Source organism: Flavobacterium sp. CFBP9031, from assembly GCF_034044945.1.
Taxonomy (GTDB): domain Bacteria; phylum Bacteroidota; class Bacteroidia; order Flavobacteriales; family Flavobacteriaceae; genus Flavobacterium.
The window spans coordinates 322,811-340,374 of the sequence record NZ_JAXCWF010000006.1; the positions used below are offsets into that span (position 1 = coordinate 322,811).

The window sequence follows — 17,564 nt, forward strand, 5'->3', positions numbered from 1 at the left end:
AAATTTATTTTGATAAAATTTCTTCAAAAAAACCTTGTAATTTTTATATCATTGTTTTTAAAACAAATTAATCTTTAATAATTTGGAAACGACAATAATGGAATATCTAGCCCTGCTGCCAAAATTCTAGTTTTACTTCTGTGGACCAAAGAATCCCAAAAACCGTATTTTTGAGGCACCATAATCAGCAAATCGGCCTCATAATTCTTTATTTCCTTCTTAATTTCGTTAATAACCGCATTCGATCTTACGGTTTTATAAAGATATTTTACGTCTTCAAATTCTTTTTCGATATTCGAATTCATTAAAATTCTGTGCTGCTCTTCTTTTAAATCGTCCAATTTTTCGTCTACGCTAAAAAATTCGATTTCTGCTCCAAAATCTCCTAAAGCATTTTTGATCCAGCTAAACTTTTTAATAGCCGAAAAACTCAAACTATCGCAGGCGTATAATACTTTTTTGATATTTAGGAAAAGGGCATTTTCAGGAACTGCCAAAACTGGAATTTGAAGATTCTTAATGGCTGTTGTAGTTGAATTTCCTAGTAATTCTTGTTCAAAAGAACGTTCTGCCATTCCCATTACAACAACATCTGCATTGGTTTCCTTGATAATTTTTGGAAGCTCATCTTCCAAAAAAGAATAGGTGCAAATTGCTGCTGTTTCAATTTTAAACGAATCTGCAATTTCTTTGGCTAAATTTTCTAGTCTAGAAATTGCTTTATCAATCTGTTTCTGCATTGCATCTGCAGTAATATGCGAGTTTGCACTGTGTACACTCAGCGAAAATGAATTAAATAAAACCAATTTTGCTCCTGTAGCTTTTGCAAGCCCAGCGGCATAATTAACTGCATTAGTGGCAATGGCAGAAAAATTTGTTGCGGCGATTATAGTAAGAGGTGAATTCATAAAATATAATTAAGCTTTTGCGCAAAATTGCTTAAATAAAGGCTTCAAGCATTTTTTATATAACTGAATGATCATTTTTAACGACTCAACCGTAAAATATCATTTCTGAAAAAACAGGCTTTCCTTTTTTGTTTCTTACTTTAAAAACCATAAAAAAATAATCGGCTCTGACCGTTTTAATATTTATTACTTTTACTTTTATTAAAACTTCAGCAATGGATGCCAAATCTTTATTAAAAGAGCATGTTTCTAAAATTGTCACCTTAACAGACGAACAGTTTGATTATTTCTTTTCGCATTTTAAAACAGAAACTTTTAAAAAAGGGCAAACTATTATTATTGAAAGTCAGGATGTTGACAAAGAGTATTTTGTAGTTTCGGGCTGTTTAAAGTCTTTTTATGTCAATGATGACGTAAAAATGTACATCCTACAGTTTGCTATGCCAACTTGGTGGGCTTCTGATTATGCGGCACTTTACAACAAAACTAAAGCTACAATTAATGTAGATTGTGTGTCGGATGTTGAAATTCTTTCTCTTTCAAATCAGGATCGAGAGAAAATCTGTAGTGAAATACACGAAATAGAACATTTTTTTAGATGGAGAACCAATCGCGGTTATGTCGCTTCTCAGAAAAGATTGCTTTCTTTTATGAATAATGACACCAAAACGAGATACGAAGAATTGCTTGCCCTCTATCCTGCCTTATACAATACTGTACCTAAACATTTAATCGCCGCTTATCTTGGTGTATCCAGAGAAACTTTAAGCCGATTGTACAACGCTTCTAAACCACATTGACGAATGTGATCTACATCACGTAATCTATTTTGAATACCGCCATTACTTTGTACTATAAATTAATAACAATTTAAAATACAGAATAATGGAAACTAAAAATTTTAAAATTTCGAATACTGAAAGTCAAGTAAACTGGATTGGAAAAAAAGTTACTGGACAACACAATGGAACAATTAATATCGAGAATGGTAATTTTACTTTTTCTAATGACGAACTTAGTGGAGGAAATGTCGTTATAGACACTACTTCTATCTCTATTCTTGATGTTACCGACTCTGCAACAAATCAGCAGTTTGCGGGACATTTGGCTTCTGAGGATTTCTTTTCTACAGACAAATTCAAAACTGCATCTTTAGACATTACGGCTGTTTCTAAACAATCTTCTTCAGCTTATTTTATCGAAGGCAATCTTACCATTAAAGCCATTACACATCCAATTGGTTTCAATTTGGAAGTGGAAAAAAATGAAAACGATTTGAAAGCTTCTGCTAAAATCATCGTTGACCGCACCAAATATGATATGAAATTCCGCTCTGGAAATTTCTTCACCAATCTTGGAGATACTTTGATTTACAACGAATTTGAATTACACGTAAACCTAACAGCAAAACTTGCTTAATACTTAGAAATCATGCCATATGTAAAAATTGAAGTAACTCGTGAAGGTGTTACAAGAGAACAAAAACAGCAGCTCATTTCTGGCATTACCCAATTAATAACTGATGTTTTGGACAAAGATCCGAGCCTTACACACATCGTGATTCAAGAAATAGAATTAGACGATTGGGGATTTGCAGGTGAACAGGTTTCTGTCTTGCGCGAAAGAGGCATTACAGCTCAAAAAAAATAATCATTTAAAATCAGAAAAATGAAAACAATTATAGTAACCGGTGCCTCAACAGGCATCGGTAAATCAATAGCTCAGTTATTTTTAGAAAAAGGCTACAATGTAGTGATCAATTCTGCCAATTTGCAGAATCTTGAAACTACTTTTAAAGAATTAGGACATGCGAATCAACTTGCAATGGTACACGGTGATGTAAGCAGTATTGCAACCGGAAAAGAATTAGTTGAAACTGCTTTAGACCGTTTCGGAAGTGTTGATGTATTGGTAAACAATGCGGGGATATTCCAGCCGCAAGCTTTCTTAGATGTTGAAGAACAAGACTTAGATCGTTTTTTAAACATTAATTTAAAAGGAACTTATTTTACAAGTCAAGCGGCTGTAAAACAAATGCTGCAACAAGGTGAAGGATCTATTATTAACATCGGAACTGTTTTAGTAGATCATGCCATCGACGGATTTCCTGCAACTGCGCCTATTTCTAGCAAAGGCGGCGTTCATGCCTTTACAAGACAACTTGCTGCAGAATTCGGAAAAAACAATATTAGAGTAAATGCGATTGCTCCAGGGATTATTAGAAGTCCGCTTCAAGCTAAAACAGGTGTCGATAATGCCGATAGTTTGGCAGGATTACATCTATTAAAACGAATTGGAGAAACCCACGATGTGGCGCAATTGGCTCTTTATTTGGCCGAAAGCAATTTTGTAACTGGCGAAATCATTAATTTAGACGGCGGACACGTTGCTGGACACAGTATCCGATAACTTCAAAACTTAAAATCATGGAAAATTTTGGCACAAATGCAGCTCTGATTACAGCTATGCTTATGAATTATTTTAACGGAATTTATACTGGTGATGTTCCTTTATTGCGAAGTGTTTTTCATCAAGAGGCAATTGTTGGTTTTGATATTAATGGGGAAACTCATTTTAAAACCGTAAATCAATATCTGGAAGGCGTAAAAAACCGTAAAAGTCCAAAGGAATTGGGAGAAGAATTCAAAATGAAAATCCTATCTTTAGAAATTATCAATAATACCGCTGTCGCGAAAGTTCAAGTTCCGATATTCGAGTATAATTATTATGACCTTTTAAGTCTTATCGTTGTTGATGGCAAATGGGTTATCAGTAACAAATTAGCAACTAAAGTAAATTAAAATACAATGTGGAATTCAACCAAAATAACACAATTACTAGGTATTGAGTATCCAATTTTACAAGGTCCAATGGGTGGTGGTTTTTCAACTGCCGCTCTATTGGCTTCTGTAAGCAATGCCGGCGGATTAGGCAGTTATGGCGCTTACACACTCACACCTGAAGAAATTAGAGAAGCTGGAAAAGAAATTAAACTAGCTACTTCTAAACCTTACAATATCAATTTATGGGTTAATGATGTTGACAAAGAACTTCTAAATTATCCTCCAGAAAAACTGGAAAAGATAAAACAGAATTTTAAACCTTATTTTGATGAATTAGGGATTCCGCTTCCTGATTTATCTTCGAACATTCCTTCTAAATTTGAAAAACAAGTAGAAGTTTTATTCGAACTCCAACCCGCTGTTTTCAGTTTTATTTTCGGAATTCCGTCAAAAGAAATACTGAAAGAAAGCCGAAAACTAGGCATAAAAACCATTGGCGCGGCAACAACTTTAGAAGAAGCACTTGCGCTAGAAGATGCAGAAGTAGATGCGATTATCGCAGCAGGATTTGAAGCTGGCGGACACAGACCTTCTTTCTTAAAACCGGCACAAGATTCTTTTACAGGATTGTTCAGTCTTGTTCAGCAATTAAAAGCAAAAACTAAAACACCAATCATTGCTGCAGGCGGAATCATAGACGCAAAAGGAATCGCCGCCGCTCTAACCTTAGGTGCCGATGCTGTACAATTAGGAACTGCTTTTATGGTTACAGATGAATCGGGCGCCGCGCCTGTTCATAAAGAAATGCTTTTTACTCATCCGAATGTTCCAACTACGGTTTCAAAATCGCTTACAGGAAGAATGGGTCGAATGATTAGCAATAAAATCTCTGACGCTGTTCCTTTTGAAACAGAAGTGCTTCCTTTTCCTCTTCAAACCAAATTAATTGCACCTTTAAAAGTAGCCGCACTCGCCCAAGGAAGAACCGACATGATTAGTTTTTGGTCGGGACAAAATACAAGCAATTTAAAATACCATAAAGCCAGCGAATTAATGCAGTATTTAATTGCTGAAATGTCGGTGTAGTTTTTTAACGCAAAGTTCGCGAAGGTTTTTTATATATAAATGCTGGAGATTTTAAGTTCGCAAAGGTCTTACTAGCTGTTAAGCTTGTGCGTAATTTTTTTTAATCTCGCAAAGTCGCAGAGTCGCAAAGTTTTTTTACCTCTCGCAGATTTGGCAGATTGAGCAGATTATATTTTTAATATTAAAAAATCCCAATGAATGTGCCAAATCTGCGAGAGATAAATCCTTTTAATCTGTTTAATCTGTGGCTTTAAAAAATAAAAAACTTTGCGACTCTGCGACTTTGCGAGAATTTCATATTGTTTTTCTTCACAAAGCTTTGCGAACTTAAAACGCAATCCAGAGAGAAAAAACCTTAGCGAACTTTGCGTTAAAAAACACAAGCCCAGCAGCGTCCAGTTCACCCCGAAATTTGTCCGCTTCAACATAATTTCGATTTCGTTTTTAAGGCTTTCAACGCACATTTGTACCGTTAAATAACTTTAAATATCAAAATCATGAACTCAAAAACAACAAAAATTATCTATTGGACAGGCGCAGTATTAACTTCTTTATGGTTTGGCGCAAGCGGTTTCTTCGAATTAACAAATAATCCATTGGTTTGGGGTATCACACAACAATTGGGTTATCCAGCACATTTCATTTACATCCTTGGCGTTTTTAAAGTAGCTGGTGTCATTACGCTTTTAATTCCGAACAAATTATTACGATTGAAAGAATGGGTTTTCGCAGGCATATTTTTCGATATCATCTTTGCTTTCTTTTCCAAAATTGCCGTTTTAGGTTTTGGCGCAGCAACCGATGCCATTATTGCTTTTGTAATGGTAAGTGTTACGTATGCAATGTATAGAAAATTATACACCGCAACTTATACTCCATCAGAAATAAACTAAAGAAAATATATCAAAATAAAAATGCCTAATAATTGATATTAGGCATTTTATTATTTTTTGTCTAATTCTCTACAATAAATCACAATGAAAAAGATCATTCTAATTCTCTGTTTTGTACTTTCAGCTTTGTTTTTTATAAGCTGTTTTATGTTTCCAGGATTATAAAATGAAGCCAGTTAATTATCTCATAAAAAGAGAGATTAACTGGTTTATCGGTTTTCTAACCAGCTTAAAAATGCCGTTGCTTTTTCTTTTCCAACCAATAATTTTTCTTCTGTTGGAACACTTAGTTTTACAATTATTTTTCGCGAAAAATAATGTTCTGCTTCTCGAATAGCCGAAAAATTAACCAAATATTGTCTGTTGATTCTAAAGAACTGAATTGGCGATAAAAGCTTATGAATTTCGTCTAAAGACTGCGTTAAGGGATATTCGTTTTTGTCTAAAGTCATAATCGTTGGCGTTTCGTTTTTGATGAAGAAAAACGCAATATTCTCGGTTAAAACGGTTTGATATTTATTGTTTTTGAAAACTAAAAAACTGCTTTTCCCTTTATTTTCGCCATTTCTAGTCAATAAATAATCAAAATCGGGCATGGCTTTTTTATTTCTCTGAAAGAAGTTTTTCAATTCTCCCGCTTTCTTTAAAGCCTGCGAAATGCTGTCTCTAGAAAAAGGTTTTAGAACATAATCAATTCCGTTTGATTTGAATGCTTCGATGGCATAATCATCAAAAGCGGTACAGAAAATGACAGGCGACAAGACCTCAACATTCTTAAAAATCTCAAAACACTGACCGTCTGCCAGTTGAATATCCATAAAAATAAGATCTGGCTGATCGTTTTCTAAAAGATAATCTACTGCGCCGTCAATGCTTTGTATATAAGACAAAATCTGAACATCGGGTCTGATGCTCAGAATTAATTGACCAAGTGCTTTGGCCGTTTTTACTTCATCTTCAATTATTATGATAGTCATAATTTAGTGGTATTTTTACTTTAAAGGTAGTTTCGTCTTTTTCAATTTCAATTTCTTTATGAATCAGGTGCATAAAACGCTGGTTGATATTATCTAAACCAACACCTGTAGACACAGCGCCTCTTTTAAGCTGAATTTTATTTTCAACTACCAAAAACTCATTTTCTGTATACAGTTTTATTTTGAGAGGTTTATCTAAAGAAACGACATTGTGTTTGATGCAGTTTTCTATTAATAACTGCAAAGTAAAAGGCGGAATTGCCGAATCGTATTGCTTTGGATCAATTTCATTTTCTAAAACAAATCCGTCTTCAAAACGCGCTTTCAGCAGATAAACGTATGAATCCAGAATTTGAATTTCTTCGCTCAGCGGAATCAAATCCATTTTTCGACTTTCAAGCGTAAAACGATAAAAATCGGATAATTTCAAGATAAAATCAGAACTCTGCGGATCTTGAATGTCGACCATAGATTTTAGCGTATTCAGACTATTAAATAAAAAATGCGGATTTACCTGTTGTTTCAATAATTCGTATTGAGCGCCAAGGTTTACCGCTTTTGTGCGTTCTAGCTCAACTCCCATTTGTTGCGTTTGGTAGTTTTGAAAAAGAAGATGCAAGAACATATAGACAATCAAGTTGATCAAAACTCCACGAAGTTCGAACATGATTGGCGCATCCATTTTTGAAACCTGAAACAGTTCCTGATGTGCGATTACCAAAATCACCATTAAGACAATCCCTAGAATAACACTCAGTAAAAGCTTCCAGTTAAAAAGGCTTTTATTGGCATGATTAGCAGAAAATTTTGGTAAACTATAAATATTGTAATACCATATAAAAAGGGAAAACAACAATGTAATCGAAGAGTTTATGACAATATCTCCAGATGTTGAACCGGCATCAAATAATTTAGGAATCGAAGCCAGAATCGCCAATGCAATAGAACTTCCCCAAATGAATTTGAGCGAAACCTGAAAACGTTTTGTTTTTTCCATATTGTAATTGGTTTGTTATGATCAAAGATAAGTTTATTTGAAAAAGATTTCACGCAGATTTAAATTGATTTTAGGAGATATGCGCAGATAAATTTTAATCTCGCAAAGTCGCTAAGGCGCAAAGTTTTTTTTATTCTCATTTTGTAGAGCTACTCACGGAGATCCCTCGTTCCTCGGTATGACAAACAGGGCGGAAAACTAGAATCAAAAAAAATCTGCAAAATCTGCTAAAATCAATTTAAATCTGCGTGAAACAAAAAATCTAAGCCTTCTTAACTCCCAAAATAGCACCTGAATTCATATCTTGAACAAAACCAATGATTTCAAAATCCTGTGCATTATAATTTTTAGGAAGATGAATTGATGCTGTTCCTTTTTTGGCTTTGTTTAAATCTACAGATTGGAGATTACGAACAATTTGATAATGCGATAAAACCCGATGCGCATTCTCGCCTCTTTTTACATTGCTTTTAGCTTCTTTCTGAACAACTGCAAGCAATAAACGACTATTTTTTGAAGTGCCTTCAACGTTATAATTTACTGAAAGTGAATTTTCATTTTGACTCGTCTCTAAATTTAAACTCGCCGAAACTGGCTTTGAAAGTGCCGATTTAATTCCGTTTCTGAGACTCGTTTCCTGAGAACCGATATAATCAGTTTTTCCGTTAATGATTACTTGAGGCGTATAAATCGGTTCTTTTCCCATAAATTGGGCGTAATCGTATTGTCTTTTGGTAAAATCGGCATTACTAAAAATGTCTTTCCAGCCCTGTTTGTCCCAATAATCGACATGATAAGCCAATACATAAACATTTTTATCTCGGTATTCATTCTGAATTTTCCCTAGCAATTCATCCGCAGGCGGACAGCTCGAACAGCCTTCGGAAGTATATAATTCTAAAAGTGCAAAACCTTTTGAGTTGTTTTGACTAAAAACGCTGTTTCCAATTAAAAAAAACAGCAGTATAAAACCACTTAAAATTTTTATCTTTTTCATAATTTATTTTATTTCCTGCAAGGTTTTAAAAACCTTGCAGGTTCAGCAACTTAAAACTCTTTTAAAGAATATTAATCTCAACGTTTATATTCCCTCTCGTTGCTTTAGAATATGGACAAGTCAGATGCGCTTGCGCCGCCAAAGCTTCTGCTGTTGAAGTGTCAATTCCAGGAAGACTAATATTTAATCTTGCCTGAAGCGAATATTCTCCTTCTGTTACGCACAAATCTACTTCGGCATATACCGCAGTTTCGGCAGGAAGTCTAACCCCAAGTTTAGAAGCCGCAATTCCTAAAGCTCCAATAAAACAAGCCGACCATCCCGCTGCAAACAATTGCTCCGGATTTGTTCCAGGACGTGAAGATCCCGGTGCACTTAATTTGATATTCAATTGTTCGTCTGAACTTTGAGAAGCTCCTTCTCTACCGCCTGTCGTGCGTGTTTTTCCTGTGTATAAAACTTTTGTTTCCATGATTTTTTTGTGTAAAATGTTATTTGTAAAAAGTGAAATGTTTATTGATATTGATTTTGATATTGTAATTGCAATTAAATTTGGAATTTGGAATTTACTTCGAGACATCAATTATCGCTTGTGCAAACGCCTTTGGATCTTCTTGGGGAACGTTGTGTCCGATTCCCTTTAAAACTCTGTGTTCGTATTTTCCGGTGAATTTGTTGGTGTACGCTTTTCCATCCGCGAAAGCGCCGTCAAAATCACTTCCTATTGTAATGGTTGGCACTTTAATCTCTGGTTTTGTAGCAAGGCGTTTTTCTAGATTATCGTATTTTGTTTCTCCTCCTTCAAGAGATTGTCTCCATTTGTAATTATGAATCACAATCGCTACGTGATCTGGATTATCAAAAGACTGTGCGGTTTGATCGTAAGTTACTTTATCAAAATTCCATAACGGAGAAGCGATTTTCCAGATTAGTTTATTGAAATCGTAAGTGTTTTGTGTGTAACCTTGTTTTCCTCTTTCGGTTGCGAAATAATATTGGTACCACCATCCTAACTCAGCTGTTGGAGGAAGCGGTTTTAAATTTGCTTCTAGATTCACCACCAAATAACCACTTACTGAAACCAAACCTTTTACGCGTTCTGGCCAAAGTGCCGATACTACCACCGCAGTTCTCGCTCCCCAATCGAAACCGCCAATTACAGCTTTATCAATTTTAAGCGCATCCATAAAAGCGATAATATCACTGGCTAAAGCAGCTTGTTGACCGTTTCTGAAAGTATCTTTCGAAAGAAAAGTCGTAGTTCCAAATCCGCGTAAGTATGGTGTAAAAACGTGATAACCTTTTGCTACTAAAATCGGAACGACTTCGTTATAACTGTGAATATCGTAAGGCCAGCCGTGAAGCAATATCACTGGAGTTCCATTTGACGGACCTGCTTCGGTATAACCTACATTTAATAATCCAGCGTTGATTTGTTTTAAAGCTCCAAGTGAACTGTTTACCTCAATTGTTTTTTGTTTTGAAGTTTGTGCTTGAGTAAAAGCTGCATTCATAAAAAGAATAGCGATTAGAATATTGGATAGTGTTTTCATAATTTTTATTATTTGATTAGTTGATTATCAGTTATTTTCTTCGTCAAAGGTATCTTGACATTGTTTGTTTTAAAAGGTAAAAAAAGGTGAAGTGGACAAAGTTGGGGCTGAAATGGACAGGCTTTAATTTGGGATAATTTTAACGCAAAGAGCGCAAAGCATTCGCAGAGAACACAAAGGTTTTTTTGAGTTGAAACTAAGTTTCTTTTAAGTTCGCAAAGCTGTGTAAATAAAACTTTGTGACTTCGCGTCTTTGCGAGATTAGAAAAACCCAATAATCAGACAAAGATCGCAGAGTGCACAAAGGATTTTCCCAAAGCTCACAAAGGTTTTTGAGTTGAAACTAAGTTTCTCCTAAGTTCGCAAAGCTTTGTAAGAATAAAACTTTGCGACTTAGCGCCTTTGCGAGATTAAAAAAGCCCAATAATCACACAAAGCTTTGCGAACTTAATATCTACTGACATTCTCTTTAAGCAGAACTTCACGTACTTTGCGAAAATACTTTGCGCACTCTGCGTTAAAAACTACACGCATTCAACGTGAAACTATTTTTTCATAACCAAAATCGGTTTCCCTTTTTCCACAATATAAGTCGCCAGTTCTGATGCTTTCGCATTTGTATTATTTCTAGCCGAATGCACCACACCTGCTGGAATAAAAAGCACTTCGCCCGCCTTTAAAGTCACTGGCTTTTCTCCTTCAATCTGATACTCCAGCGAACCTTCAACCACATAAATCACTTCTTCGCCCGGATGAGAATGTTTCCCAAAAGCCGAATGTCCGTCAAAATCGATTCTTGCCTGAACCATTTCGCGTCCCGGAACGCTTAGATCATGTTTTTGCAAATCAACGCGTTTAACGCCAGTTTGTGCTGTAATTTGATTCGGAACTAAAAAGGCAATGATTCCTAAAACAATAATTGCGATTATAACCCATGTTTTTTGTTTTTTCGTTTCCATTATTTTTTCTGTTTTTTAGTTTGCGTATTTTGTATTTGTTTAATAAAATTTGAATTAGTGTTTTCCTCTTAAACTTCTGAAAGCATCGCGAAGTTCAATAGTAAAAATTTGTGGCTCTTCCCATGAAGCGAAATGCCCGCCTTTGCTTACCTCATTATAGTAAGACAAGTTTTTGTATGCTTTTTCAGCCCAGCTTTTTGGTGCCTGATAAATCTCTCCAGGGAATACCGTAATCGCAACTGGAACTTTAATCTCAGCTGTTTTCTGTTCGAAAGCATTAAAATTGTTATTGTTATTTTCCCAATACAATTGAGCCGAAGAATTAGCTGTATTAGTTAGCCAATACAATGAAATATCGTCTAGCATTTCATCTTTCGTAAGTGCTTGTTCGGCATTTCCTCCACTGTATGTCCAATCATTGAATTTATCCAAAAAAAATGAAGCCAATCCAACAGGAGAATCTGTCAATCCATAACCTAAAGTCTGCGGACGTGTTACCATCATTCCAGCATAACCGCCACCTTTTGTATATAATTTGTTTAGTGAATTAAAAGCCGCTTTTTCCTTGACCGATAATCCTTGAGGAGCTGAATCACCGTCTTTTAGCGCCTTAGCAATATCAGCGGGAACTGTCGCTGGCATATTTACATGAATTCCTAACAAACCTTCTGGGGCTTGTCGCGCCATAGCATCTGCGATTACAGAACCCCAATCGCCACCCTGCGAAACATAATGTTTATAACCTAAACGTTTCATTAAAACATCCCAAGCGTTTCCAATTTTCTCTGGCCCCCAACCCGTTCCTTTTGGTTTTTCAGAAAAACCATAACCTGGCATTGACGGAATTACTAAATCGAAAGCATCTTCTGCTTTTCCTCCGTACGAAGTCGGATCTGTAAGCGGCCCAACCACTTTTAAAAGCTCAAAAACCGAACCTGGCCAGCCATGCGTAATAATTAGTGGCATTGCATTTTTGTGTTTCGATTTTACATGTACAAACTGAATATCCAGTCCGTCGATGTTGGTTATAAACTGAGGCAACGCATTTAGTTTATCTTCGGCCTTATGCCAATCATAATCTGTTCCCCAATATTTTACCAGACGCTGAATCTGATTTAATTGTACCCCTTGTGACTGATCGCTAACCGTTTCTTGATCTGGCCATCTTGTAGCATTGATACGATTTCGAAGATCTGTAATCGCTTCCTGTGAAACGGCAATATGATAAGGACGAATTAAATTCGCATCATTTTTATTTTGCTTGTCTTTGTTCTGTGCGAAAGAAGCTGATGCTAATAACATAAAAGTTCCCGCAGCAATTGTTTGAATAAAAGAATGTCTATTTCTCTGAGATGTTTTCATTTTTTTTGATTTTTAAATTAGTGTTATTTGTTAATTTCTTTGTCAAAAGTATTTCGATAACCCTTCATACGAAATCAGAAAATAGGTGAAACGGACAAACTCTAAGGTGAAATGGACAGGCCGTGAGTTGTGAATTTTGAGAGGTAAAATGTTTGAGAGATTAACCGCAAAGAGCGCAAGGATTTACGCAATCCCGATAGCTATCGGGAGCGAAGTTTTTAATCTCGCAAAGACGCGAAGTCGCTAAGTTTTATTCTCACAGCTTTGTGTTCTCAATACCTATAATAAGTTTGACTCTAAAAATATCTTTGTGTGCTTTGCGTAAACCTTTGCGCTCTTTGGGGTTAAATAAACAGCATGTAAAGCCTTTGTGAATTCCTGCCTTTGTGGCAAAATGAGCAAAAAAAAAATCAGGATTAGTATTTTACCACCATCCTGATTTTCTGAATTAAATTTAACCTTCACTTTTATCTTCTTCCTCTAAAGCCTCCTCCGCCTCTGAAACCGCCACCGCCGAAGCCTCCACCATTAAAACGGCCTCCATCTCTTTGGATATTTTGGAAATTACGCGTTTGCATTTCTCCGCGATCTCTAGAAAGAGCCGAGCGATCCAAATCGTTTGTAATGTCTGGATGTCCAGCTTCTCCGAGCGGTTTATTTGACTGTCCGAGGGTTTGATCTGCTTTAGGGAAATTATCGCGCTGCATTCCGTCTCCCATTCGGGTTTCGCCTCCTAGGTTTTGATTCGCTTTTGGCAAATTATCACGCTGAATTCTTTCGCCAGCACCATTTGCGCCAAGCCCTTCATTAGGTCTGTCACGCTGAATTCTCTCTCCCGCTCCATTTGCACCAAGTCCCTGATTCGGTTTATTACGCTGAATCGCATCGCCCGCTTTTTTGGACGAACCCAAAGTTCCTGCTTGCGTCCAGCCACCATTTCCATTATTGTAATGACTCCAGTTTCCGTTGGCATCTCTTTTATAAACATGTCCATCGTGACCAGCGTACACATTATTATTGGTATGAATCGTAGTTCCTCCACCTCTTCTATGCGTAATTACACCTTTATTTCCACCCGAAGTTTCATAACCAATTGCCGTACCGCGTCGCGTTGTAATATGACCTGTCTGCGCCCACTGATTTCCGTTTGTAGCAGCCGAATGTCCCCATTGTGCATACGCATTATGTCCTTGGTTGGTTCTCGCATAATTTCCCGTCCACGGATTATAAGTACTTGCAGCAGTGCGCCCGCCATACCAGCCCTGAACACTTGCAGAACGCCCGTATCTTCCTGTTGCAGGATTATACCAAGCCGAAGTTCCAGCAGCACCATAAGGTCCGTAAACGCGTCTTCCTGCGGCATAACCTCCCGTCCACGGATTGTAAACCGCTCCTCCTCCATACGCATAAGGCCACGGACGATAAATTGGATACAGTCCGCCATAATACATATAAGGCGGATAATACCATCCTGTGCCATAAGTCAATATCGCGCCGAATGTTGCACCAATAATAAAAGCACCTAAATAACCCGCTGTTGCACTACTTTCTACCGTTGTATCGGTTGTAGTTTGCGTTACATACGTTACGTTGTATACTGGCGAACTTGGCGGAATCGTATATATTTCTTTCGGCACAGAATCGCATGTTTTCCAAGGTCCGTTCGGATTTGTCGACATAAACCAAACCGCCTGAAAACACAAATAATACAAGTCGCCTACCTTTATAATCTTCTCTTGTGTATTGCTTGCATATTGCATTTTGGTTCCGTCAATAGGTTTAAACTGAGGCGTTCCTCCATCGTAGGTTACTTTTACTTTTGCCTCAGCATCCGATTTCTTTAAAATAGCCGTTGTTGGAACCTGTGATAACATTACCGCATCATTGGCTTCCTGCGTTCCTGGCACCGATGACAATACATTGGCACGCGGAGAATCTTTCGGAATTTTAGCAAAATCAGCAGGAAGACTATTACTGGCATAACTCCACGGTCCAGTTAACTCTTTAGACTTAAACCATCTTCCAGATAATAGTACATAATACTGACCTTTGTTTTCATCGGCAAAAATATCATTTTCAGTATTGTCAATATATAGTAATTTAGTTCCTGGAATTTTAACGAATTTCGGACTTCCGTTTATCGCAATCAATTCAGCAGGTTTATTGCTGTAGAAAACCTCTGGAGCGTTTCCAGAAGAAGGCGGCGGAATCATTTTCTTAACATCATCAAAATTCTGTCCCGAAGGCAGACTGCTTAAACCCGAAGGCAATTTGGTTGTTTTTGTCCATTTACCTGCAATATTTTTCGAAGTCAGCCAGATATTCTCTACCAATAAATAATAATCTTTTGTGGTTTTATCAAAAAACAAATCCCAATTGGTATTTACCACATATTGGATATCCGATTTTTCTACAGGCACCAAAACCGGTTCGCCTTGCACAATAAGCAAAATCGATGGATTCGTACTGTAAAAAATGGCTGGAGGATCGTTTTTAGCCGCAATTCCCTTTGGCGGACTTTTGGTATGACTTAAATCTGCCAAAATACGATCTACCGAAATAGGATCTCCGCTCTGAGGCAACGTTTCTTTAAAAAGCTTTTCCATTTCAGGAACTTTCTTTTCATCAAGAGCTGGAAACCGGATATCGGTTACCTGAAGATTTTTAATAAAAGCGCTTCGATTGTCTTTGTCTACCAATGTTTCTGCCTTCAAAGAAGCCACTCCCAAAACCTGTTTTCCATCTTTTGGAGTCAGCGAAAAAGCTACTCTCGCTGTAAGTTCCTTAAAATCTTTCCAGTCGTCTACCTGAGGCTGATAATAAACTAGTTTTGTCCCGTTATTTTCGGCTTCCCGAGGCCAGCCACGATCTGAAATTAATGTAGAGTCGGCAGTATCAGACTTTCCAGTTTCAGAACTTGACTGCTCAGTATCTTTATCTTTTTTGCAGGAGAACAAAATTGAACTCAAACAAACTCCAATTATTAGAAAAGCATTTCTCATAAATTTAAAAGTTAGATTATTCATTGAAAATTTATTTTCTCGATCGTCTTATAAAATTCTTTCGTATAAAATTAAATTCACCGCATAAATAAAACTACAAATCAGACACTTACTTTGTTTCAGATTATAATTTGAAACCAAATAAGTATCTAAATGCTCTTTCTTTTCTCAAACCAAAAATTTTTAATCTGCACCTATAAGGTAAGGTAAAATGAAGCATTGATATTGATTAGGAGCTGTTTCCCGCTATCCGTTACAATCTTTTGTGCTGAACCCCAGCACAAAAGGATTTCCACTTCTATCGGGGCTAGGGCACTCATTTTCAAAAGGAAGTTTTACAGAAAATTATTATTTTAAGTCTTTTGTGTTCTAACCTCAATCTAATCAATGGTTATAAATTATATTTATAACTATAAAAAATTATTAATTTGATTAATAAACACTTTCCCTATACCTTTGTCTCATCAAAATCAAAGAAATGATTTGAACATCTTAAAAAATAACTTTAAAAAATAGAAATCATGAAATTTACAAGAAGAGCAAACGCAAACTGGAAAGGTACAGGAATGGAAGGAAAAGGAACCATTAGTACACAAAGCACAACTTTAGATAATGCCCAATTATCATTCAAAACTCGTTTTGAGCAAGGTGTTGGAACCAATCCTGAGGAATTAATCGCAGCGGCACATTCTGGGTGTTTTACTATGCAGTTAAGCTTTTTATTATCTGAAGCAGGTTTCGTTCCAGAAGACTTAGATACAACAGCTAAAGTAACTTTTGAAGACGGAACGATCACCTTAATTCAGTTAGAATTGACTGGAAAAGTACCCGGAATTTCTGCAGAAGAGTTTCAGCAAACCGCTCAAAAAGCAAAAGAAATTTGTCCAATTTCTAAATTGCTGAATACTGAGATTACTTTATCAATCACTTTACTTTAAATAAATCCCAATACAAAAATCCCAAATTCCAAAGCTTTGTCTTCCTGAGCGAAGTCGAAGGACACGCCAGAAATTCCACAAAGAATATCACCAATCTTTGTAGAGTTGCTTGCGAAGATTTGCTTCGCCAGTTCGCTATCGCTTGAGTCTCCTTCGTCGAAATGACAAAACTGGGACAAAACATATTTACAATCTAAAATTTTATAAAAATGAAAACAATATTTAAAAGCTTTTTAGCATTCGCAATACTAATTTTTAGTTTCGCATTCACAAACGTAAACGCACAAACTAATCCTAAAATCAAAAATGTCGTATTGGTTCACGGTGCATTTGCAGATGGCTCTGGATGGCAAGGTTTATACAAAGTTTTGACTAAAAAAGGCTATAATGTAACCATTGTTCAAAATCCGTTGAGTTCTTTAGAAGATGATGTTAAAGCCACAAACTTAGCTTTAGACAAACAAGACGGACCCACAATTTTGGTTGGACATTCTTGGGGAGGAACAGTAATTACAGAAGCTGGAAATCACCCTAAAGTAGCGGCTTTGGTTTATGTAGCGGCTTTACAGCCTGATAATGGCGAAAATTCTGTTCAATGGTTGCAAACTGCTCCTCCAGCTCCAGAAAATGGTGTATTGCCTCCAGATGAAAAAGGAATTGCGTATTATGACAAAGCTAAATTTCACGCTGGTTTTGCGGGAGACTTAAGCAAAGAACAAGCCGATTTTATGTATGCTTCGCAAGGTGCTTTTCATGCGCAAGGCTTTTTAACACCAATAACTAAAGCTGCTTGGAGAACTAAACCTTCTTACGGAATCGTAGCGACTGAAGATAAAAGTATTGTTCCGAGTATTCAGCACGCAATGTACAAACGTTCTAACACCAAAATCACTGAAATTAAAGGTAGCCACGTGGTATTTATTTCTCAGCCAGAGAAAGTGGCAAATGTGATTATTGAAGCATCAAAATAATTGTGAATGGTTAATTGTTAATTATAAATTCATACATAAGCTTGTCATTTCGATTTCTATGATAAAACCAAATCTTTTTCATAAAAGGTTTGGTTTTTTATTACTGCAAAAACTCTATGGATTATTTTGTTTCTCACA

Annotated in this window: 19 protein-coding genes; 9 read left to right on the top strand and 10 right to left on the bottom strand. The window is 36.4% G+C overall.

The window, feature by feature from the left end; genetic code table 11:
* Positions 1-74 precede the first annotated feature (74 nt).
* Positions 75-908: a universal stress protein gene (locus SOM12_RS12865; RefSeq protein WP_095929130.1), complete on the bottom strand. Its 834-nt coding sequence runs from the start codon at positions 906-908 to the stop codon at positions 75-77.
* 215 nt (positions 909-1,123) lie between these two features.
* Here SOM12_RS12865 and SOM12_RS12870 point away from each other — a divergent pair, with 215 nt between their 5' ends.
* From SOM12_RS12870 to SOM12_RS12900, 7 genes are all read left to right on the top strand, one after another.
* Positions 1,124-1,708: a Crp/Fnr family transcriptional regulator gene (locus tag SOM12_RS12870; RefSeq protein ID WP_095929129.1), complete on the top strand. Its 585-nt coding sequence runs from the start codon at positions 1,124-1,126 to the stop codon at positions 1,706-1,708.
* Between the two features lie 85 nt (positions 1,709-1,793).
* Positions 1,794-2,327, top strand: coding sequence for a YceI family protein (locus SOM12_RS12875; protein ID WP_095929128.1), 534 nt, complete (start codon positions 1,794-1,796; stop codon positions 2,325-2,327).
* Between the two features lie 12 nt (positions 2,328-2,339).
* Complete coding sequence (locus SOM12_RS12880) at positions 2,340-2,558, top strand: tautomerase family protein (protein WP_095929127.1); 219 nt, start codon at positions 2,340-2,342, stop codon at positions 2,556-2,558.
* Positions 2,559-2,576: 18 nt separating this feature from the next.
* Positions 2,577-3,317 carry an SDR family oxidoreductase gene (locus tag SOM12_RS12885; protein WP_320493707.1) on the top strand — a complete coding sequence of 247 codons (741 nt, stop codon included), beginning with the start codon at positions 2,577-2,579 and terminating at the stop codon, positions 3,315-3,317.
* 17 nt (positions 3,318-3,334) lie between these two features.
* A complete protein-coding gene (locus SOM12_RS12890; protein WP_320493708.1) occupies positions 3,335-3,709 on the top strand; it encodes a nuclear transport factor 2 family protein in 375 nt (124 codons plus the stop codon).
* A gap of 6 nt (positions 3,710-3,715) precedes the next feature.
* A complete protein-coding gene (locus SOM12_RS12895; protein ID WP_320493709.1) occupies positions 3,716-4,777 on the top strand; it encodes a nitronate monooxygenase in 1,062 nt (353 codons plus the stop codon).
* Positions 4,778-5,274: 497 nt separating this feature from the next.
* Positions 5,275-5,670, top strand: a complete 396-nt coding sequence (locus SOM12_RS12900) for a DoxX family protein (protein WP_320493710.1) — start codon at positions 5,275-5,277, stop codon at positions 5,668-5,670.
* Between the two features lie 209 nt (positions 5,671-5,879).
* On the opposite strand, the gene SOM12_RS12905 is transcribed toward SOM12_RS12900, so the two are convergent.
* The 9 genes from SOM12_RS12905 to SOM12_RS12945 form a co-directional block, all read right to left on the bottom strand.
* Positions 5,880-6,647, bottom strand: coding sequence for a LytR/AlgR family response regulator transcription factor (locus SOM12_RS12905; RefSeq protein ID WP_095929122.1), 768 nt, complete (start codon positions 6,645-6,647; stop codon positions 5,880-5,882).
* Positions 6,628-7,644, bottom strand: a complete 1,017-nt coding sequence (locus SOM12_RS12910) for a sensor histidine kinase (RefSeq protein ID WP_320493711.1) — start codon at positions 7,642-7,644, stop codon at positions 6,628-6,630. Before SOM12_RS12910 ends, SOM12_RS12905 begins: the two co-directional genes overlap by 20 nt.
* A 262-nt stretch (positions 7,645-7,906) precedes the next feature.
* Positions 7,907-8,641: a DUF1223 domain-containing protein gene (locus tag SOM12_RS12915; RefSeq protein WP_320493712.1), complete on the bottom strand. Its 735-nt coding sequence runs from the start codon at positions 8,639-8,641 to the stop codon at positions 7,907-7,909.
* A gap of 61 nt (positions 8,642-8,702) precedes the next feature.
* A complete protein-coding gene (locus SOM12_RS12920; protein ID WP_320493713.1) occupies positions 8,703-9,113 on the bottom strand; it encodes an organic hydroperoxide resistance protein in 411 nt (136 codons plus the stop codon).
* A 94-nt stretch (positions 9,114-9,207) separates the two neighbouring features.
* Positions 9,208-10,194: an alpha/beta hydrolase gene (locus tag SOM12_RS12925; RefSeq protein WP_320493714.1), complete on the bottom strand. Its 987-nt coding sequence runs from the start codon at positions 10,192-10,194 to the stop codon at positions 9,208-9,210.
* Between the two features lie 545 nt (positions 10,195-10,739).
* On the bottom strand, positions 10,740-11,153 hold the full coding sequence (locus SOM12_RS12930; protein WP_320493715.1) for a cupin domain-containing protein: 414 nt from the start codon (positions 11,151-11,153) through the stop codon (positions 10,740-10,742).
* A gap of 54 nt (positions 11,154-11,207) precedes the next feature.
* Positions 11,208-12,515: an epoxide hydrolase gene (locus SOM12_RS12935; RefSeq protein WP_320493716.1), complete on the bottom strand. Its 1,308-nt coding sequence runs from the start codon at positions 12,513-12,515 to the stop codon at positions 11,208-11,210.
* 467 nt (positions 12,516-12,982) lie between these two features.
* Entirely contained in the window at positions 12,983-15,541 is a 2,559-nt protein-coding gene (locus tag SOM12_RS12940; protein ID WP_320493717.1) for a hypothetical protein, read from the bottom strand.
* A 170-nt stretch (positions 15,542-15,711) separates the two neighbouring features.
* The gene (locus SOM12_RS12945; protein ID WP_320493718.1) at positions 15,712-15,837 is read right to left on the bottom strand and encodes a hypothetical protein; all 126 of its coding nucleotides are present in this window, start codon (positions 15,835-15,837) and stop codon (positions 15,712-15,714) included.
* A gap of 201 nt (positions 15,838-16,038) precedes the next feature.
* On the opposite strand from SOM12_RS12945, the gene SOM12_RS12950 reads away from it, so the two are divergent.
* Together SOM12_RS12950 and SOM12_RS12955 are read left to right on the top strand one after the other, a co-directional pair.
* The gene (locus SOM12_RS12950; RefSeq protein WP_095929114.1) at positions 16,039-16,455 is read left to right on the top strand and encodes an OsmC family protein; all 417 of its coding nucleotides are present in this window, start codon (positions 16,039-16,041) and stop codon (positions 16,453-16,455) included.
* Positions 16,456-16,664: 209 nt separating this feature from the next.
* Positions 16,665-17,426: an alpha/beta hydrolase gene (locus SOM12_RS12955; RefSeq protein ID WP_320493719.1), complete on the top strand. Its 762-nt coding sequence runs from the start codon at positions 16,665-16,667 to the stop codon at positions 17,424-17,426.
* Positions 17,427-17,564 lie beyond the last annotated feature (138 nt).